Source organism: Paenibacillus sp. 1001270B_150601_E10, assembly GCF_015558675.1.
Lineage (GTDB): Bacteria > Bacillota > Bacilli > Paenibacillales > Paenibacillaceae > Paenibacillus_B.
On the sequence record NZ_JADMOL010000005.1, the window covers coordinates 113,253 to 132,687 of the forward strand.

Annotated in this window: 16 protein-coding genes and 1 tRNA gene; 10 read left to right on the forward strand and 7 right to left on the reverse strand. The window is 47.8% G+C overall.

Annotated elements, in window-relative coordinates:
• Positions 1 to 46: 46 nt before the first annotated feature.
• Entirely contained in the window at positions 47 to 745 is a 699-nt protein-coding gene (locus I2H74_RS13715) for a hypothetical protein (protein WP_324254072.1), read from the reverse strand.
• A 351-nt stretch (positions 746 to 1,096) separates the two neighbouring features.
• On the opposite strand from I2H74_RS13715, the gene I2H74_RS24675 reads away from it, so the two are divergent.
• Positions 1,097 to 1,348 (forward strand): hypothetical protein, encoded by a 252-nt coding sequence (locus I2H74_RS24675; RefSeq protein ID WP_229106660.1) that lies wholly within the window; start codon positions 1,097 to 1,099, stop codon positions 1,346 to 1,348.
• 18 nt (positions 1,349 to 1,366) lie between these two features.
• Positions 1,367 to 1,918 carry a DNA topology modulation protein gene (locus tag I2H74_RS13725; RefSeq protein WP_195574561.1) on the forward strand — a complete coding sequence of 184 codons (552 nt, stop codon included), beginning with the start codon at positions 1,367 to 1,369 and terminating at the stop codon, positions 1,916 to 1,918.
• Between the two features lie 40 nt (positions 1,919 to 1,958).
• On the opposite strand, the gene I2H74_RS13730 is transcribed toward I2H74_RS13725, so the two are convergent.
• Positions 1,959 to 2,639, reverse strand: coding sequence for a DUF1232 domain-containing protein (locus tag I2H74_RS13730; protein ID WP_195574563.1), 681 nt, complete (start codon positions 2,637 to 2,639; stop codon positions 1,959 to 1,961).
• A 129-nt stretch (positions 2,640 to 2,768) separates the two neighbouring features.
• Here I2H74_RS13730 and ytaF point away from each other — a divergent pair, with 129 nt between their 5' ends.
• Positions 2,769 to 3,404 (forward strand): sporulation membrane protein YtaF, encoded by a 636-nt coding sequence (gene ytaF / locus I2H74_RS13735; RefSeq protein ID WP_195574564.1) that lies wholly within the window; start codon positions 2,769 to 2,771, stop codon positions 3,402 to 3,404.
• Positions 3,405 to 3,617: 213 nt separating this feature from the next.
• On the forward strand, positions 3,618 to 5,618 hold the full coding sequence (locus I2H74_RS13740) for a CAP domain-containing protein (protein WP_195574566.1): 2,001 nt from the start codon (positions 3,618 to 3,620) through the stop codon (positions 5,616 to 5,618).
• 197 nt (positions 5,619 to 5,815) lie between these two features.
• On the opposite strand, the gene I2H74_RS13745 is transcribed toward I2H74_RS13740, so the two are convergent.
• Positions 5,816 to 5,890 (reverse strand) — tRNA-Thr (locus I2H74_RS13745).
• Positions 5,891 to 6,081: 191 nt separating this feature from the next.
• Here I2H74_RS13745 and I2H74_RS13750 point away from each other — a divergent pair.
• Positions 6,082 to 6,756, forward strand: coding sequence for a hypothetical protein (locus tag I2H74_RS13750; protein WP_229106661.1), 675 nt, complete (start codon positions 6,082 to 6,084; stop codon positions 6,754 to 6,756).
• 223 nt (positions 6,757 to 6,979) lie between these two features.
• Here the strand turns inward: I2H74_RS13750 and I2H74_RS13755 are convergent, their stop codons facing one another.
• Positions 6,980 to 7,468, reverse strand: coding sequence for a GAF domain-containing protein (locus I2H74_RS13755; RefSeq protein WP_195574570.1), 489 nt, complete (start codon positions 7,466 to 7,468; stop codon positions 6,980 to 6,982).
• 240 nt (positions 7,469 to 7,708) lie between these two features.
• Here I2H74_RS13755 and I2H74_RS13760 point away from each other — a divergent pair, with 240 nt between their 5' ends.
• The 4 genes from I2H74_RS13760 (at position 7,709) to I2H74_RS13775 (ending at position 11,020) form a co-directional block, all read left to right on the forward strand.
• On the forward strand, positions 7,709 to 8,659 hold the full coding sequence (locus I2H74_RS13760; RefSeq protein WP_195574572.1) for an alpha/beta hydrolase: 951 nt from the start codon (positions 7,709 to 7,711) through the stop codon (positions 8,657 to 8,659).
• 129 nt (positions 8,660 to 8,788) lie between these two features.
• Positions 8,789 to 9,802, forward strand: a complete 1,014-nt coding sequence (gene namA / locus I2H74_RS13765; RefSeq protein WP_195574574.1) for an NADPH dehydrogenase NamA — start codon at positions 8,789 to 8,791, stop codon at positions 9,800 to 9,802.
• A gap of 352 nt (positions 9,803 to 10,154) precedes the next feature.
• Positions 10,155 to 10,640: a hypothetical protein gene (locus I2H74_RS13770; protein ID WP_229106662.1), complete on the forward strand. Its 486-nt coding sequence runs from the start codon at positions 10,155 to 10,157 to the stop codon at positions 10,638 to 10,640.
• 197 nt (positions 10,641 to 10,837) lie between these two features.
• The gene (locus I2H74_RS13775) at positions 10,838 to 11,020 is read left to right on the forward strand and encodes a hypothetical protein (RefSeq protein ID WP_195574578.1); all 183 of its coding nucleotides are present in this window, start codon (positions 10,838 to 10,840) and stop codon (positions 11,018 to 11,020) included.
• 519 nt (positions 11,021 to 11,539) lie between these two features.
• Here I2H74_RS13775 and I2H74_RS13780 read toward each other — a convergent pair.
• Both I2H74_RS13780 and I2H74_RS13785 read right to left on the reverse strand, forming a co-directional pair.
• Positions 11,540 to 12,787: a hypothetical protein gene (locus I2H74_RS13780; RefSeq protein WP_195574580.1), complete on the reverse strand. Its 1,248-nt coding sequence runs from the start codon at positions 12,785 to 12,787 to the stop codon at positions 11,540 to 11,542.
• 160 nt (positions 12,788 to 12,947) lie between these two features.
• Positions 12,948 to 13,778 carry a helix-turn-helix transcriptional regulator gene (locus I2H74_RS13785; RefSeq protein WP_195574582.1) on the reverse strand — a complete coding sequence of 277 codons (831 nt, stop codon included), beginning with the start codon at positions 13,776 to 13,778 and terminating at the stop codon, positions 12,948 to 12,950.
• Between the two features lie 143 nt (positions 13,779 to 13,921).
• On the opposite strand from I2H74_RS13785, the gene I2H74_RS13790 reads away from it, so the two are divergent.
• The gene (locus tag I2H74_RS13790; protein WP_195574584.1) at positions 13,922 to 16,948 is read left to right on the forward strand and encodes a glycoside hydrolase family 2 TIM barrel-domain containing protein; all 3,027 of its coding nucleotides are present in this window, start codon (positions 13,922 to 13,924) and stop codon (positions 16,946 to 16,948) included.
• A gap of 305 nt (positions 16,949 to 17,253) precedes the next feature.
• Here I2H74_RS13790 and I2H74_RS13795 read toward each other — a convergent pair whose 3' ends face one another.
• The gene (locus I2H74_RS13795; RefSeq protein WP_195574586.1) at positions 17,254 to 18,921 is read right to left on the reverse strand and encodes a DUF4091 domain-containing protein; all 1,668 of its coding nucleotides are present in this window, start codon (positions 18,919 to 18,921) and stop codon (positions 17,254 to 17,256) included.
• Between the last annotated feature and the right edge of the window lie 514 nt (positions 18,922 to 19,435).

Genomic DNA, 19,435 nt, shown 5'->3' on the forward strand with positions numbered 1-19,435 from the left:
CTCTAGTATGAGGACTGCTTTCTTAACTCAAATATACTGCGATATATTATTTCACTTGGAAGGTATATTCTTGATCGTTAATATTCACTTTAATTAGAACAGGTTTACCGTCTTTACTGATTTCTTCTGGAACCTCTGCCAGGAAGTGAATGACACCCGATTTCAGCGGCTCTATACGCGTAATATTCGTATATGTAAAGTCTGCTCCTCCACGATCTTCAATCGTAGAGAACGTGCCATACTCATACTGGCCATCATAGAGCACGTCTACTGACACGAACTCATCCGCACTCTTTCCAATCGTCAGCAAGCTCTTAACTTTAATCACAGTGTCCAAATAAATATTATCGTTCTCTTTCACCTCATAATACGTATAGAAGCTATCTGGATTAGGCGGCTCTACCTTCTTCTTAAACTTTGCACCCAGCAAGGTAACTTCTGCATATTTATCTACAGTTACAGCCTTATTTGCTTCAAGTATTGGTGATGGGTCTGCTGCGGTTTCTTTTACCGGCTCTTCTTTAACCCCTTCATTGCTACTATCTGTTGCACCATGGCCCTCAACGCCTTCAAGCTGCGCCTTCAGCTCCTTGTTCTCTTTCTCTAGTTCCGCAATCTTTTTTTCTAGTGCAGAAGTGTCAGCTGAAGCTGAGCTGCTCGTATTACTGCTGCATGCAGACATGCCAAAAGCCACCATCAGAAGTGAAGTGGATAGAATGGCAGTGCGTATCAAACTCTTTCTCACAGAATCCCCTCTTTTTCTATGTCTTTTTTTATCTATGATAACGGAATAGTTTCCGAAACAAAATGATATTTCTTCCATATTCCATCTTTTTTATCGCATATTAGGAGATTTAATGTTTGATTTGGAAAAGTACAGTAAATATCCTTTTTCGATGTTTCTGATAAGCTCATATGAATGTGTTAAACTGATTGAGATTATATCTTCTCAACCGGATAAGGTTCAAATTCTATCAATGATGCAACAAGAATGGCCTCAAGCCTTCGAACATAACGGTGACGATGTCCCCTGGCCTGACAACCCTGATACACATCCCACTTCGGTTTAAGGATGATTAAAGAGGCCTGTTCCTTTATGGATAGAAGCAGCCCTGATCTTAGTATTTTCAGATGCAAGCCTGCTCTAGTGCCCTTCTATACACGGGGTGGTTGGGAGCCTATTTCTGAGGCTGTTCTGGTTGGAGGCATACGGCAAGCTCCTTTCCGCAGTGATTCACTGGGCTTGACTGTTATGGCAAGATTCCATTCCGACAATGCGAAACAGAATCGCGAAACATTTGAAAGAGCGGATATTTATCTGGATCTGGGCGAAGGCCAACTATGGTAGCCAGGAGGATACATACACATGAAACTGATCGTCATTGGTTCAAGCGGTGCCGGGAAATCCACCTTTTCTCGACAGCTTGGCGAGCTTCTTCAAATTCCCATCTATCATCTCGACTTGTACTTTTGGCAGCCGGGCTGGGTTCAAACTCCCCACGATGAATGGGTTGAATTCAACCAGCAGCTCGTTCAAAAGGAAGAATGGATCATTGATGGCTATTACGGCCGTACTTTGGATATTCGTTTGCAGGCAGCCGATGTCATCGTCTTTTTTGATCTGTCCCCTTGGGTCACCACGTATCGCGTCATTAAAAGAAGAATTCAGTACCACGGCAAAACAAGACCAGATCTCAATGAGGGCTGCCCCGAATCGTTGGATTGGCCCTTCATCAAGCTAGGATGGAATTACCGAAGAGATAAAAGACCCAGCATTATGAACAAGCTGAGCGAGCATTCCGATCATGCCAAAATTGTAATCATTAAGAGCCCGAAAGAAGCCAAGTCATTCCTGGACAAAGTGAAAGATGCGGGGGCACGTGTCTTTGAAGACCTTGAACCGTTCCCCGCAAAATAATGAAATAGCGCGTCCGTCTTGTCTTCATTTTCTTAGTGCTTTATTCATACAAGTCCATTGAAGATCCGGCTTCCAGATCCTCGCGATAAAGACGAGCCAAGACCAATTGGACCGCAATAGCGTCATCGAGGTATCCAATCGGGAATACGTAGTCAGGGATAACATCTGCCGACAGTACAAAGTACAGCAGCGCGCTTCCCATGATCGCACGCTTCTCGACAGGTACTTCATTTGCACAGAAATGCTCGTACAGCTTCTTCAATTCATCAATAAAGGGACCTGCCCCATTCACACTGGCTATTTTCATCGGGAAATCCTTTACGATGATTCGTTGTCCTTCCTCTGTTAGCGCATAAGGCTCATACTTCGCCAATTCCTGCTGAACATCCTCAATCTTAAATGGATAGCCGATCAGCTTCGAGGCCTGCAGGATCTCAGTAATACTTGATAGCGTGGAATGAATATTTGTAAATGGATGCTCGTCAGCTGTCATGCCGCCAAATCCAGCTGCTTGAAGCAAATGCGAAGCCGGAACTCCTAAATGAACGGCAAATCGCTCTAAGTGGCTCAACTTCGGCTTCTGCTTGCCGTTGACGATCCGTGATATCGTAGCCGTATCTATTCCTGAAAGCGTGCTGAGCTTTCGCATGGATAAGGACCGAGCCTTCAGCAAGGACGATAAGGTTTCACCAAGTTGATTGTCCTTCTGCTCATTGGGCATCTCAACCCACTCCTCCCCTGTTGATAACAAACACCGTGTTGACATTTTCTCAACGAAATCAACGAAACAGGAACAACTTCACAATAACAGTCGTACTATGGGGGTAAACAAACAAAGGGAGTGGTTCTGATGGTTGCCGGAATGATGATCTTGGGATTTGCCATGTCATCTAGTTTAGATAATTTAGGTGTTGGAATATCATATGGGATTCGCGGGATACGTATTAACCATTTATCTAATTTTGTGATCGCAGCAATCTGCTTTTTACTTAGTATGGTAGGAATCGTATCCGGGCAATGGTTGTCTTCGGTGCTGCCAGGCGTTGTGCCTGTCTTGATCGGTGCCTTGCTGTTGTTCATTGTAGGCATACGGATTATTCTGCTGGCAGCTCCAAGAAAACCTGTTAAAGCAGAGGAAAGCATAGACTCCCCAGGCAAAAGCTCGTTATCCTCGATCTTACGGAATCCTGAATCTGTAGATAAAGATCAGTCTGGCTCCATCGGGTTGGGTGAAGCCGTGATTCTCGGCGTCGCGCTTGCCGCAAATGCTGTTACAAATGGGGTTGGCGCAGGCTTGCTGGGACTTTCCCCCCTTGCTATCTCTTTGACCGCTGCTATTGGAAGCTATTTATCCGTTTGGCTTGGTATTGCACTAGGGCAAAAAGTGGCGAACATTCGAATCGGCAGATTCACATTGGGACAATTCAGCACCCTTTTAAGCGGTCTTATCATCGTGTTGATCGCAGTCAACACCTTGCTGGATTGAGCCTGCTGTCAAGAACGATAATGATAGCGATACAACAGCTTCGCAGCTATGGCGCTTTTGAAAAAGAAGAAGCATATGAAGAATCTTGGATACCTTGCCAAGGTTCTTTTTTTAGTTATACGGGTATTTCGACTTATATAAAAAGGAATTGGTATCGTTCTGTCGAACTATTACATGGATTTACAAATTTCTACAAGGGGACGATTAGGCATCATGTCTACAATCACAAATTGGAATAGCGAATCAAGCCATAGGCGATTCCGCATGAACTTTGCGCGCCTTGGGCTTCTTGCACTATTCCTTGCGCTAGTCTTTTGCTTTATCTTTATGCCGCTTCATAAGGCAGCCGCAAGCGCTGATTCAACGGCTTACACGCAGGATCAATTAGATGCCCTTGCCATGCTGAATGAGGTTCGCCAAAGCGTTGGCCTGCCGCCGTTAAAGTTGAATAAAGAAATAACGCAAGCAGCCATCAATCATGCAAACTATTATAATTTGCACGGACGCGGAAAGAAGGTTACCTTAAGTGCCCATCAAGAAAAAATGGGACTGGAAGGGTTTACGGGAACTGGACCTTTTGAACGAATGAAAGCCGCCGGCTGGAATTATGGAACTTCATACCGAGCGGGTGAAGTCATGCATTTTGGACAGAAGAGCAGCACGATGGCTATGCAAGGCTGGCTGGATACCGCCTATCATCGCGACATTATATTAGGTTCTGCCTATAACGAGATCGGCATCGCGCTTGTTGATGGAACAGCTGTTGTGAATCTAGGTGGTTCATACCAATCCTCCATACAAAGTAACCGTATCTTTGTCTATCCTTATCAAGGGATGACCAATGTGCCAGTAGGATTCTACGGGAATGAAGTGCCGAATCCGTTGGATCAGTTCAACGTCGAGCATTCAGGCTATATTATTTCTGCGTCAGTCTCTGGCAAGCTGGATTGGCATGAAGCAAGCATCACAGACGAGAAGGGAAATAACGTTCCTTTTTATGAAGAAGTCTCGAGCGGGCGTACCCTGTTCCTTTATCCAAAGTCCATATTGCAGGGTTATCATACATATCGCGTCAATCTGGCATACCGTACCGATAGCTCATCCGAGACGCAGCATCTATCCTGGTCCTTCAAGACAGGCAAGGGCCATCAGTTAGAGAGCATATCCGGAGCTGCGAAAGAGATTCTGATTAATGAAGGCGAAGAGGCCTCCATTCGGATTACAGGACGATATGACGATAATGTCACGGAACCCCTGACAGACCAAGTACGTTATGTCAGCAGCAATGCAGCAGGGCTAAAGCTCGCGTCTCCTGCTACTTTCAAGGGAATAAAGGCGGGCAATTATTACGTAACCGCTCATGTGGGGAATCTGTCCTCTGAACGAATTCAGGTCAAGGTGCTGCCACGCTTAAAGACGAAGACTTATCCGCCACTGCATGCAAGCAAGCCTGCAAGCACGGTAACAGAAGCTGAATTCTGGACGATGTTCCTACAGCATTATCAAATCCATATTGAGGCTTACGCACCAGCTAAAAAGAAGCATGCCGCTGATGCTGCCTACCGGATTGCTGAGATGCGAAACATCCCACTGCTTGGATTGACAAGCATTCCAGCTAGAGATAAGCCGATTACGAGAGGGAAGGTTGCAGAAATTATAGCTGCGGCCGACGGCGTCCATTACGTCAATTACAATGCCATCTGGTATGTGCTTGGTATGAATTATATGAAAGGGACTATGGATTCAACGCTCAATGGCTTTGAGCCAGATCGTACAATGACTCGCGGCGAGGCTGTTCAATTGCTTACAGAACTGAAGCCTAAGCTGAAGTCATTGCGCGCAAGACCAGCCAATCGGACACCTGTTGAATTCCTGCCTCCTTTACCTGAACGAGAAGTCTACAAGAAACCTGAAGTGATCAAAGATTATACGCTTATCGCTACCTATCATCCTGATCGCACCTTAACGGTTGAAGGCAAATTCACCATTCTTGCTGGCCAGCAAACGACGATGATGGTGCAGACGGGCGGGAAGAAGCCCAATCAAATTGAGGATGTAACGGTATCCGTTGATCGTGAAGGCAACTTCAAAGTCACATCTGGCCCGTACACAGAAGACTCCTTAAACCTGTACTTGAAGACACCTGGAGCTACGTATTGGATCTCTGTCGAAGCCAATGCAATGAATGTCAGCGAATATACCCCCAAGCCATAATGCTAATAGTGGTTTCGTATGAACCTTTTTAGGTTGAAACATATCTCGAATGTAATAAAACGAACTCCCTGTACTTTAGAGAAGGTGCAGGGGGTTCGTTTTTTTGCTTCCGGTCCATCAGAAATCGGTAAAAGATACCTAAAATAAAAAACGCGGCTTCCGAAACCCTGGAAGCCGCGTCATTATTGGAATCTAGATGGTGCTGGTGAAGGGAATTGAACCCCCGACCTACGCATTACGAGTGCGTTGCTCTACCCCTGAGCTACACCAGCGCATTGTGTGCTGATCAACACTTTTATGATACACATTTCCGTTCCAGCCATGCAAGGACCAAATTGACATACAATCACGAGCAAGTTCGTGTTATGCTACTAATAGTGGGCGATCATCGCCCTACATGCTTTTTTATGTTCCAATCCGCTCCTTAATGGGGCTAAGTAGAAGAGGTGTTACAGCTATACTCATGTACATCTATATTTCAATCCTAATATATATCGTGGCAGCTCTCGTACTAGCCTCATCGGTCGTGCCTGTCATTCGCTATCGTCGGCTTCTCTTCCGAGTGAAGCATCCCCTGCAGCGCTACATGCAAGAGTGGGACAAGCTTCGCTCCTTGCGGGTTCGTGTCATTGATAAGGAGATCGAGGGCAGCCTGTACGCATACGAGCGAATCGAGATCGAGAAGCTTGCTGCGATTGCCTATATGCTGAAGAGCCGCGAAGAACAGCGCAATCCCTATCGCAGCAGCATCCACATGATCTTCAAGCTGGCACTGCCCTTGCTGTTGATTGTACTGATCCTTGTACTTGCGATGACAAGTTCAACAGATATGGTCGGTCTGCAATCAAGTCCACAGGTTGTCGAGATCATGGGGCATGCCCTTGCAGCTTGCAGCGAGCTGCTTGCTCCAATCGCCATTCTGCTCGCCGCTCTCTTTGTTGCAGCTCTTGTTCAATCTGATGTGAATCGACGCTGTCACCGACTCGTGTCTACACATCTGCCTATGGCGATGGACCAGCTGCGTGATCGCCAGATGGCCGAGCCATCCAAAACAACTGAAGAAGAAGAGCCTCTATCACGAGCTGAAGTGATGAGTGAGGTGGACATGACGGAATCGCCTGCAGAAGATACGGAATGACGCTCATTCCGTTTGCCTGCAGCCTAGCCATTTTCGGATCAGCATCCTTTATGCGCCCCTAATCTATACCTATTTTGCCACAACCAATATCGTTAATCGTCGAATGTTGTGCTTGGACACAAAGAAGCCAAGGTCCCTCTTATTCAAGAGGTGCCTTGGCTTTTGCGTCCAATGAATGGCTTGATGCCAGCCTGCATATATCCTAATAATGCGATAAACGCTCCTATTTCGAGGCCTCCATCAAGATCTCCGCCATTTGCTCCAGCCACTCCTGATCGATCTCATGAAAGCGATTCTTGATGGGACTATCAATATCCAGAACACCAATCAGCTTGCCGTCTTGGATAAGCGGCACCACGATCTCCGATTGAGAGCGAGCATCGCAGGCAATATGTCCAGGAAACGCATGAACATCCTCCACGACATACGTACGCTTTTCTGCTGCTGCGCTTCCGCATACTCCACGACCGAGCGGAATCCGAACGCAAGCAGGAAGACCTTGGAACGCCCCCAGCACTAACTGATTGGATGCTTCCTCATATAAATAGAATCCGGCCCAGTTAATATCCTTAAGCCCATGCCAGAGCAAGGCTGATGCATTCGCCAGATTGGCAATCAAGCTAGGCTCTCCGTCAATCAATGCTGCCAGCTGTGCACGCAGAAGCGGATAATCCTTAGTCGGTTCCCCGCTGTATAAGGTAGGTTCAAACATGTCAAAGACCCTCCACTTCAACTATTTTTTTGACCACTGTTTCTTTTATTCTCTAATAGTACGCACTGCTTCGTTGAAAGTAAAGATCCCTGGCGCTTCTCCCTTCGTTGGTTTACTGTCTCAGCTTTGCTTATAATGGTTATGAATAGGTAGAGTGCACTTTACCGCTAGTAGTAAACTTTAACCTTCTCTGCCTACATTACATATGAAGAATCACAAGACACCAAGGAGGTTCATGGCATGAAATTCCATGAGTTTCAATTAGATAGTTCAACCCATCATCCGATTACGATATATCACTGGGGACCTGAGCAAGAAGAACAAGCGCCAAGAGGCGTTATTCAAATTGCACACGGGATGACCGAATCCGGGAAGCGGTATGAAAGATTTGCGAAGGCTTTAGTGGAGGAAGGCTATTATGTGTACGCCAATGACCATCGCGGGCACGGGCGCTCTGCCTCAACGCAAGAGGAGCTAGGACACCTTAACCGCAACGATGGCCGCCATATGGTCGAGGATATGAAGCTGCTCAGCACCTACATTCAAGAGCAGCACTCCGGCGTGCCTTTAATTCTGTTTGGGCACAGCATGGGCTCATTCTTATCTCAGATGTATATTGCACTGTACGGCTCCATATTGGATGGCGTTGTGCTATGCGGAAGCAATGGCCCACGCGGACCTGAGCTCCACGCAGGGAAATGGGCGTCTGACCTAATCACCAAATGGAAAGGCATTGAGCACCGCAGCCAATTTATCGACAGCCTCGCCTTCGGCAGCTTCAATAAAAAGTTTAAGCCAAGCAAAACGAAGTTCGATTGGCTAAGCCGCGATGCGGATGAAGTGCAAAAGTATATCGATGATCCATTCTGCGGTTATGTATGCACGGTAGGCTTCTATTACGAGTTGTTCCATCTGCTGCAGCAGATCCATCGCCCAGAAGTTACGGCTCGAATTCCGAAGGACCTGCCTGTGCTTATTATCGCGGGAGACAAAGACCCGGTCGGCAACTTCGGTGCTGGTGTCCGCAAGCTGGAACAGCTGTATATCGAACAATTGAAGCTTAAGGATGTCAAAACGATTATTTATCCTGGGGCAAGACACGAGCTGTTGAACGAGACCAATCGCGACGAGATTACGTCAGATTGCATTGCTTGGTTCAATGAGCTTGTATCCTCCAAAGCGATAAGCTGACGCCATATGATCAGAATTTGTCCTCTTCCAAGACAAGCGGTATAATACGGAGAAATAGAGCATTTTTATATTTTTCCCATTCCACCAAAATATTTCATTCCCACAACATAGAGAGGATGAAGCTAAATCATGTCACAACTATTTCAACCCTTAACTATACGCAATCTTACTCTTCCAAACCGCATCGTCATGTCTCCGATGTGCATGTATGCAAGCGAGGCGCAGGACGGCAAAGTCAATGACTGGCATCGCGTCCACTATACCTCTCGCGCAGTAGGGCAAGTCGGGCTTATTATCCTTGAAGCTACAGCCGTCCAGCCTAATGGGCGCATCAGTGCGCAGGATCTTGGCATCTGGGAGGATGAGCAGATCGAGGGGCTTCGCGAGCTTGTGAACATGGTGCATGCACAAGGTGCCAAGATCGGCATTCAGCTTGCCCATGCGGGCCGCAAAGCAACCGTGCCGAGCTCAATCGCACCTTCGCCTATTGCATTTAGCGATCATTACGAGACACCGCAGGAGATGACGCAGGAGGATATTCGCAAGACGATCAAGGCCTTCGCGGAGGGCGCTCGTCGTGCGGAAGAGGCTGGCTTTGATGTTATTGAGCTTCACGCCGCTCATGGCTACCTCATCAATGCATTTATGTCGCCGCTCTCAAACAAGCGCCTCGATGGATACGGCGGCAGCGTGGATGGCCGATATCGCTTCCTCGAAGAAACGATCGATGCGGTGCGGAGCGTATGGGACAAACCGCTGTTTGTTCGCATCTCGGCAAATGAGTATGCGGAGAAAGGCAATTCCTTGGAGGTCTTCATTGACTATGCGCGCCGCATGAAGGCACAGAGCGTCGACCTCATTGATGTCAGCACAGGCGGGGTCGTATCCAGTGCGCCGGCAGAGGTCTTCCCTGGCTACCAGGTATCCTATGCCCAGGCGATTCGCCAATCAGCAGGCATCGCAACAGGCGCCGTTGGCATGATTACAGAGCCGACTCACGCTGAGGATATCGTGCACAATCTGCGTGCCGATCTGGTCTTCCTCGGCCGCGAGCTGCTTCGCGACCCTTATTGGCCACGTCGCGCTGCGAAGACACTAGGCGTAGAGCTGAACACACCTGCGTCCTATGCACGCGGATGGTAATCCATAACCGAACACAAGCAGTTCTTCCTTCTCTAAGGCTTCATACGAGAGGAAGAGCTGCTTTTTTTATTTTTCCACTCCCGCTTATCAGTTGACAATCTCGGTCCTCGCTCCCTATACTTACCTTATTTATGAGAATCGTTATCAACAGTTAGATAAAATTGTGTATAGTGAGAAACCTCGCACTGCTTCCTGGCCTACTCTGATGCATGAAGCGCAGATCTCACCACAACTTGCAGCCTCATCCAAATGGAGGTCTTGACGTGAATAACCAGCATGAACACTATGATGTGGACTTTTCTATTGTAGAATCCTATTTTCTTATCTCGCCGCCCAATACGATAAATGTCTAATGCTCGACATGGAAGAGCTGACACTCCAGATCTCGAATCCACAGGGGATGGCGAGAATCGGATTAAAGCTGAACTCTTTTCGCTTTCAGAATCTGCCTGATCGAGATGCAGAGACTGTCATCCTCAAGTCATGGGAAGATGACTTTCAGACATGGATTGCGCCTATAATCGAGTCGATCACAAGTGCCGCCAAGCGTAAGCCTGATCTTATTTGGAACCAATTTGGAGCCCATATCCTCTCCATGCGTCATTTTATCGCGAGAATGGAGACGCGCGAGAACGTAATCGCGAAGCTCGACCAAGGCATTGCGCTCCTGCGGCAGCTGCCGGGAGCCGTATTTAACCGCAAGCGCAATCCATTCCAGCATCAGCCAAGACTAATTGATAGTCCATATGAGCCAGGAGCGACCATGATCATTCGTTCCTCCTGCTGCATGTATGACAAACGGGAAAATGGCCGACGCTGTTATAACTGCCGATGTTGACAGCGCATGAGCGCCGTGCAATGAAACAGGAGATCGAAGCCACCAAACTGGCATGACTCTTTAAAGCCCATGAAGCCTCTGACTACGCATCCTGTCGATCGTCATTTTGCATAAACATATATATTTATTCTGGCATATTGCTGTTCGTTACAAGCCATGATAGTCTTAAGACAATAAAGCCTTAGGTAGGTGGTAACATGTCTGAGAATCAACAACCAAAGAAAGTCAATCTTGCAGATGCAATGAAGGAAATGCTTGCAAAGAAGAAGCAGCAGCAATCAGAGCACAAAGGAAACTTCAACTCTAACACCACAAAAATGATGAAGAGCCAGAACACGAAGAAGCCGAACAATCAACGCCGTCGTACAGGTGGGTCATAAGCTGGCGCACAAACACATGCAACCAACAGGGTGAAGAACGATACTTCCGAGCCCCGAACAGAGAAAGCCCCTGATTGAAATCGAGGGGCTTTTTTAGATTTTTAAAGCCCTTCTGCCTCGGCAGCAATACATATTCTAGGAATGGAGGATGTTGCAGATGATTGTGCATCGTACAATTAAGCTTTCCATGCTCTCAAGTCTCCTCTGTGTCCTGCTCGAGATAGGAGCTGTCTCATCCATGAGGCTGATCGAGCTCAGCTTAAGCTGGTCCGGACTCCATCCCCTCTCCTTGGCTGGGTTAATGGCGATTCCCTCCTGTATCCTATCCTGCTATAGTCTAAAATGGTCGTTGAATCCTCTGTCGTATGCCATTTCCATCTTCTCCATCCTCTTATGTCTAGTGGTGATGATGCTAGGGTCCATCCTGTTTTATATATCTTCCATATAAACTTTTATCACGTTAAATATCCCAATATGGCCATAAAAAAAACACTTGGGAGCGCCCCAAGCGTTTGTCTATTATTTGCCCATCTTATTCGGGCTTACCTGAATGTCCTTATATCCTAGCGATTGAAGCTGTCCTCGTGTTATAAACAGCCGATCTTTAATCACGATGCTGTTCTCGTTCACAAGCTCTATACGATATGCGCCCTGCTGAATGCCATATTGATAATCCGCGGCTTCCGTCTTCAACGGTTCAATCCTCCAATGGAGCGCATCAGCGAGTGGCTTCACTGGCAGCCATAGCGTCCCCTTCTTTTTCACCGCATAGGGGAACTTAATGGTCTGTCCATCCAGTTCAACCTTATGCTCCCGATTGCGAGTGAAGGCCAAGGACTTGACCGGCAGGCGGGTAATGTTCAATTCAGGATCGAGTTTCTCAATCTCACTATAGGATTGACGACTTTCTTCGTAGAGCTTATTCAGCGCCTCTGTCGTCAGCACCTCTGCACGTTTCGTGCTCATATCATATGCCTTTGGCTGTCTGGTTGGTTCATTATTGGTGTACACCAACAAATGACGGTCCCTTAAATAAAGCAGCAGCGAGGCGTTCATCACAAACTGCCACTTATGCGTGCTTGGATCAAAGAGCACAATCTCGTTCTGCTTCGCCTTCGTGCTATAACGCTGCAAGATCATCTGATTATCCACGGTCCATGCTGCCCTCGCGTAGGATGGACTCGTAAATACTTCCTCCAGCTCCTTGGTGTCGGCATCCTTTACCCAATAGCTGTACTCCTTCTGAATACGATTGGCTCCGTTCTGATCTTGCTCAGCTACATATCGCTCATCAATCGTGAATGCCCACCTGTGGTCAGGAGAAACGGCATATGCATTTCCTTCACGAACAGTGCTGCTGGCTACATCATAGTAGTAGCCTTGATTCAGATCGCCCGGACTGTATTTGGATGGGAGAATGGATACTCTTGGAGCAGCATCTCCTGCATCATAGATCGAGGTAAATCCGTCTTCCCAACGCATCAGCGTGCCATCCGGCGAGCGTTCAACGACCGAATACCAGCGCTTATCGTCCTGTACACCGCTGATATTATAGTAAATGGTTCCGGTCTCAGGGTCGACATAGCCTACATGCTGCTGATCGAATTGTGCGGACACACTGGACACCGTTCCAACCTCACTTGAGATTTGCCTTAGTACCGTACGATCTACCTGTTCGCCTTCTGAAGCAGCGACAACACTCGACTGGGACCCTAACAGTGATAAGCATAGCATGACCATAACAAAAGGCCGGCCTCTTCTGACCATGTTATTCGCTCCTTCCATAACACTAGTAAAAGCAAATACGCTCGTCTGTTAGAAATCAATCCGTTCTATAACATAGGTTAGACGCTAAAACGAGCAATAAGTTTCTGTCGTTTGCTTGTTATCCTCCTTGTAATTTCTTCTATCTGCACCCTAGTTTTGATCATCGAACACCATTCAACTTGCGAAATGCCTCCGGTGTCATCCCTTCCGTACGCTTAAACCATGTGCTGAAATAGCCAGGGGTCGTGAACCCCACCTGATTGGCAATCTCTCCAATTCTAGCGTCCGGACATTCCAATAGGCGCTCCTTGCTCTTATGAATGCGCAGCTGGTTCAAGTACTCCATGGGACGTTTATTCATCATTTTTCGAAAAAGCAAGCATAGATGCTGAACCGATACGCCTAATTCCTGCGCCAGCTCGTGCAATGGAATATCCCGATTATAATGCTCCTCCATATAATCAAACACAGGCTTCAGGCGCAAGTACCCTTGATCGGCTGATGAGGCGTGCATCGATCGATCGTTTATCAGGTCCATAAAGAACATATACACAAGCTTGGAGCATTCTAGACCTGCAAAAGGCTGGCCGGACAGCGTTAAGGACAAGGCATTTTTCATATGGTTTAAAATGAGCTCCTGACTGTGCAGCGCATACACGCCTGAGGCATGAATGCCCGCAAGCGGAGCAAGCGCCTCTACTTCACTCCCCATAAACGTAATCCAGTATACTTCCCACGGCTTCTCAACGCTGTAATAAGCATGATCTTCATCGGGATAAAGAAACATCCCGGAGCCAGGCTTGACTCGATAGGCATGCCCATTCACCTTGAGCTCTCCTTCTCCAGATACGCAATGCAGCCACTGGTATTGAGGATACCCTTCAGGTCGATAAATCGGATCCTGATGGTCCCAATGGCCAGCCCCTGTCATATAGACAGGCAGCTTCGTCACACTATCAGTTTGCATAAGAAATCCAAGTTTATTTGCCACGCTGCTCTCTCCTTGAATGAAATGACCTATGCGAAAATCGTTGAACAAATACGAATATCTCGTTCTGTATCAAGGAAGTTGCTCATTCTATAATGTTAATATAACACAACTACTATAGAGGAATGTGAAAGGAGACGGATAAAGTGACCCTGCCTCGCTATTGGGAAGACCCTACTCTATTGCATGAACATCGAGAGGAAGCCCGCGCTTCCTATATTCCATACGGAGACAAGGATGGCGCGCGATCAGGCAAGCGTGCTCACTCCCCTTGGTACCAGACGTTGAATGGAAGCTGGAAATTCAGATATCGCCCTCGTGCGAAAGACGTCGATACCGAATGGGTGAATGAAGCCTATGATACGTCGGAATGGGATGATCTGATTGTCCCATCCTGCTGGCAAGTTCAAGGCTATGATCAGCTTCAATATACCAATGTGAACTATCCGTTCCCTTACGACCCACCGTACGTTCCAGATCATAATCCTGCCGGATTATATGTACGGGAATTCCGCATTGGGGAAGAATGGTCCGCCAAAGATACTTATATCATGTTTGAAGGTGTAAACGCTTGCTTCTATGTATGGATCAACGGCTCCTACGTCGGCTACAGCCAAGGAAGCCGCGTACCGGCTGAGTTCAACATCGCGCCTTACATTCGACAAGGAAGCAACAAGATCGCGGTTATGGTACTGAAATGGTGCGACGGCTCCTATTTGGAGGATCAGGATCAATGGCGCTATACAGGAATATTCCGCGATGTCTATCTCCTTGCCCGCGACCGCGCCCATATCCGAGATGTATTCTGTCGTACATTGCTTGACGAGACGCTTGAGTCCGCAGAGTTGCAGGTCGATCTTGATACGACGGGTGCGTCATCGATTACGATTCAACTATCTGATCAGGATGGACAGGAAATGCAGTCTAAGCAGGCCGAGGTAGACGGCAAGCAAACCATCAGCCTTCAGGTCGATTCCCCGATCCTTTGGAATGCGGAACATCCTTATCTGTATGAGGTGTTAATCTCAAGCGGCGAGGAAGTGCTTCGATTAAAGGTTGGATTCCGTCATGTCGAGATTAAAGATGGCATCTTCCGAATAAATGGACAAGATATCAAGCTTAAAGGGGTCAATCGCCACGATTCGCATCCAGAGCTTGGACAGACGATTCCTATCCAGCATATGATCGAAGATCTGAAGCTTATGAAGCGCCATAACATGAATACCATTCGTACCTCCCATTATCCTAATGATCCACGCTTCTTGGATCTATGCGATGAGTATGGCTTCTATGTCATAGATGAGGCTGATCTGGAATCGCATGGCGACTTCTCCTTGCACTATGGGATGAAAAACAGCAAGGCTCTGCCTAATTTGCCGGAATGGAAGGAAGCCTTCCTTGAGCGTCAAGTCCGCATGGTAGAGCGAGACAAGAACCATGCCAGCGTTATCATCTGGTCGCTCGGCAACGAGTCCTTCTATGGACCCAACCATATTGCGATGGCGGAATGGACACAGAAGCGCGATGAGACAAGGCTCGTCCATTACGAGGGAGCAGCCCATGATCCTGATCGCATGCAGGATCAGAGCAGTCTCGATATGGAAAGCCGCATGTATATGTCAGTTGCGGATCTAGAGGCCTATGCGCAGGATGAGCAGAATAAGAAGCCGATGCTGCTCTGTGAATACAGCCATGCCATGGGCAATGGCCCTGGCGACCTTAAGGATTATTGGGAGGTCATGTACGCTTATCCGAAGCTTATGGGCGGCTGCGTCTGGGAATGGGTGGACCATGGCATTAAAACCTTTACTGCAGACGGCAAACCTTTCTTTGCCTACGGCGGGGATTTTGGTGAGAAGCCGCATGACGGCAACTTCTGTATCGATGGTCTGGTTAGCCCTGACCGCAAGCCGAATATTGGGCTGCTGGAGCTTAAGGAAGTGTACGCTCCTGTTACCATTGAGGCCGTAGACGCGGCTCAAGGAAAGTTCAAGCTTACGAATCGTTATGACTTCAGCAGCTTAAGCAAGCTGGCGATTCATTATCGCTTGCGCGCTGAAGGCAAGCTGCTTCAGCAAGGTGCCCTCGAAGCACCAGAAGTGGCTCCGCATGGAAGCACCGAGCTTACGATTGACTTCAAGATTCCAGCTAACGTAACAGCAGCCGTCGATCTTGAATTAAGCTGTGTCTTGCATGAAGAGCTGGAGTGGGCTGCTGCTGGCTATGAGCTTGCAAGCGTCCAATTCGAAGTACAGCCTCGGACGGCTAGTCCGGCACAGTCATCCTTAACCGCGGCTGCAAGATCGATACAGGCAGAAGAAGCCGGTCGCACGCTCGTTATTGAAGGCTTTGACTTCAAGCATACGTTCGATCTCAGCTTAGGTACCTTTACTGGTATTACGAAGCACGGCGTGAAGATGCTTCAGGCTCCTGCTCATTTCCAGGTATGGCGAGCGCCAACGGACAATGACCGCAATGAGAAGCACACCTGGGTCAATCATGGTCTGCGCCGTGCGACGACGAAGGTGTACAGCATCGAATGGGAGCAGCATGCAAGCGAGCAAGTCACGATCATCGTAAATTACTCGCTAGGCGCGTACTCCATTCCGAACATTCTTCATGGAACAGCTGAATGGAACATTTATCCGGATGGCTCCATTGCACTGAAGACCGATGTTCGCGTCAAAGAATCGATTGATTTCCTGCCGCGCTTCGGCCTGCAGCTCACGATGCCTAAGGGGAATGAAGCCGTTACCTATTACGGCCTCGGCCCTCACGAGAGCTATGTCGACAAAAAACTCAGCGTTAAACGAGACGTATACCGCACTTCTGTCGATCAGATGCATGTGGACTACATCATGCCGCAGGAGAATGGTTCCCGCTACAGCACGGAATGGGCCGTCGTGAGCAATCTTCTTGGCATGGGGCTTCGCTTTACGGCAAATGATCGCTTCTCCTTCAACGCCAGTCACTTTGCGCCAGAAGACCTGACGTTGGCGGAACACAATGTCGAGCTGGTACGTCGCGATGAGACGATCGTGCATGTGGACTATAAAATGAGCGGCGTAGGCTCCAACTCTTGCGGACCGCGACTCATGGAAAAGTACCAATTCAACGAAAAGTCGTTTACCTTCGAAGTGAAGATTCAGCCGATCTTCTCGGAGGATGAATAACCGATAGACGTACAGCATCTTGGCTGCCCTCATCACGATTGCCACTTCAGCAGCAATCGTGATGAGGGCAGCCTTTTTTACGACTAATGCTATGATGAGCCCTATAGCTTGTATCTCTCGTTCTCTTTCATTCAACTATCATGAAACAGCTGATGTGGACTCTATTTTCGATGGAGGCGCTTCGATCTACAACCTGTCAATCTTTAGTTTGACACAGGAGAAATGTTAGGGGATGGGACACAAAAAAATCCCAATCGGCGCCACGTCCGATTGGGATCTGCAATAACGATTAATCTACTAAATAATTATTGATGTGAATGAACAGCCTGCTTAATCGCATCGTTGATCGATTCTCTCAAGCTAAGCAGCCATTCTGCATCGCGCGGGTAGGAGTTGAATGTAATCGGTTCATCGACCTGCTTCTCGACCAGCGCCATCACGGCTTCTCGGCCCGCAAGCTTCTCAAGCAGCTGCAAAGCGCGCATATCTTGAAGCGCTTCACGCATCACCTTCAGGCGCAGGGAGCCAATTGGCCCATCTTCGCCTGGATAGACGATGAAGGGATCACCAGATGGGAACGCACGCCCCGCATCGGTAACGCGATAAGGATCAATTGCTCTCGTTGAGAACTGCGTGTACCAGAAGTTGTATCCCCAGTGCAGGAAGCCCTTCACATTGAATTTGTACATTTGGATGCCAATAACCCGGTTGCGGGCTGATGGCATACAGAAGAAGCGGTTGGATACCTTCTGGCGCTGGGACACGCAATAATAGGTCCACAGCGGGTCTACGCCATTCTCAATAAACGGCGATATATGATCATTCGCTGGGATCGGATGCTCGACGATTCCACGCTCGTAGAAGTCGATGTTGGATAAGGCGTCAATAAAGGTAACGTCTTCGCCAAGTCCTTCACGCAGGCGCTTGCTTGCGGCTTCATAGTTGCCGAGGTGCTCAAGAGAAGGCTCATCGGACACATGGAAATAGCAGCGGTCCTTAATCCCCTTTTCTACGATATAAGCTTTGAGCTGCGGGAGGAATTGAGATAGAAATTGGCCGTATGCCTCGCCCATCGCATCGGTATCCCATCCGAAGATGCGCTTTTCTTGCCCATCCACTGTCGCCACAACTTTTGGCGCGTGCTTTACGCCCCACTGGGTGAACAGATGAGAGAATTCAATATAGGATACGCCTTCCTCGAAGCATAGATCGATCCAGCGATCAAGGGAGGAGAAGTCAAAGGCATATTGATCCTGTCCTGTCACCTCGACACCAACCAGCTGTACTGTTGGACGCTCTCCGCCTACCGCCGTATCCAGCGGCAAGGTGAAAAGTGGAGTCAGGATCATATTCATCCCATGCTCTACGGCGGTGCGGACAAAGCTTCGAATCAGCTTCCAATGCTCCTCGCTCAAAGCATCCACCTTATAGTAGGTTGCCAAGCAATCGGCATGAAACCATTCCGTATGGGTGAGCGTCTGTTCCGGCAGTTTGCTACCGATAACTTCTAGTTGAAATGCTGTGTTTCCAAGCTCCTGCTCTTGATTGTTGAAGCTAATCTTAATGTCATATTGACCAGGCTCCACTTGATCGTCCAGATCAACGCTTACCCATACCGAGCGCCATTGGCCTGGCATCACATCTACTGTTCCTTGCTGCAGCGGATATAGCGGATCTGGGTATAAGCCAGGGGTTGTACGCAGAATATGCTCGTCATGATCAGCATGATTCGGCAGCTCCGAAGGAGCGAGTCCGACCTCGTACAGGGTGATGTAAGGCGCCAGCTCAGATTGTACACTTACCGACACCCCCTTCCACAGCTGCGCGCTGCGGTAGGCAACCTGGAAGGAATAAGATTCGTTAAGCAGGGCTGAGCCCTTCAAGTATGCAGCATCCTTCAATTCTTCATCGGGAAATACCTTGGCAAGGGAAGACAGCGTCGTCGTGTCCACCATCTGGCTCACATTCAACATGTGTATATCGCTCCTTCATCCATGAAAAAGTAAGATTCAACAAAACGAAATCATCGTTACTCCTCTTCACTTCGACAACCTACAGGTGAATCCCTTTTCATTTTTGATTTTTTTAAACATTTTTTTGATTTATTCCATCATTATATTGAAAAAAATCTTAACACTCAAGCATATGAAGCTATCCCTGTATGCATACGATCGTGTCCTTATTATTTCATACGTCCTCACCGCCCGATTGCCTGCAATTACGCTCTTTATAACGATCATTCTTTTTCGCACCTTGTGAACGCTTTCCAAAAACGTAAGTCGTAATGTCCATTTCCGAATATATGGGGCATAAGTTTTCTCTACGAGAATCGCGATTATCGAAAAAAAGGACCGAGAAATGGCCATTTACCCCATTTCCTTGCCAATTTCGTGATGACAAAAATCATACATCGCCTATTTACTAACCCCATATGTTGTAGTATAGTTACTAAAAATCAACTATATATTGAATTTGTAAACTCGCACC

Coding starts and splice junctions, on each gene's coding strand:
- I2H74_RS24675 (WP_229106660.1), top strand. CDS start 1,097: ATGGATAGAAGCAGCCCTGATCTTAGTATTTTCAGATGCAAGCCTGCT.
- I2H74_RS13725 (WP_195574561.1), top strand. CDS start 1,367: ATGAAACTGATCGTCATTGGTTCAAGCGGTGCCGGGAAATCCACCTTT.
- I2H74_RS13730 (WP_195574563.1), bottom strand. CDS start 2,639: ATGCCCAATGAGCAGAAGGACAATCAACTTGGTGAAACCTTATCGTCC.
- ytaF (WP_195574564.1), top strand. CDS start 2,769: ATGGTTGCCGGAATGATGATCTTGGGATTTGCCATGTCATCTAGTTTA.
- I2H74_RS13740 (WP_195574566.1), top strand. CDS start 3,618: ATGTCTACAATCACAAATTGGAATAGCGAATCAAGCCATAGGCGATTC.
- I2H74_RS13750 (WP_229106661.1), top strand. CDS start 6,082: ATGTACATCTATATTTCAATCCTAATATATATCGTGGCAGCTCTCGTA.
- I2H74_RS13755 (WP_195574570.1), bottom strand. CDS start 7,468: ATGTTTGAACCTACCTTATACAGCGGGGAACCGACTAAGGATTATCCG.
- I2H74_RS13760 (WP_195574572.1), top strand. CDS start 7,709: ATGAAATTCCATGAGTTTCAATTAGATAGTTCAACCCATCATCCGATT.
- namA (WP_195574574.1), top strand. CDS start 8,789: ATGTCACAACTATTTCAACCCTTAACTATACGCAATCTTACTCTTCCA.
- I2H74_RS13770 (WP_229106662.1), top strand. CDS start 10,155: ATGCTCGACATGGAAGAGCTGACACTCCAGATCTCGAATCCACAGGGG.
- I2H74_RS13775 (WP_195574578.1), top strand. CDS start 10,838: ATGTCTGAGAATCAACAACCAAAGAAAGTCAATCTTGCAGATGCAATG.
- I2H74_RS13780 (WP_195574580.1), bottom strand. CDS start 12,787: ATGGTCAGAAGAGGCCGGCCTTTTGTTATGGTCATGCTATGCTTATCA.
- I2H74_RS13795 (WP_195574586.1), bottom strand. CDS start 18,921: ATGTTGAATGTGAGCCAGATGGTGGACACGACGACGCTGTCTTCCCTT.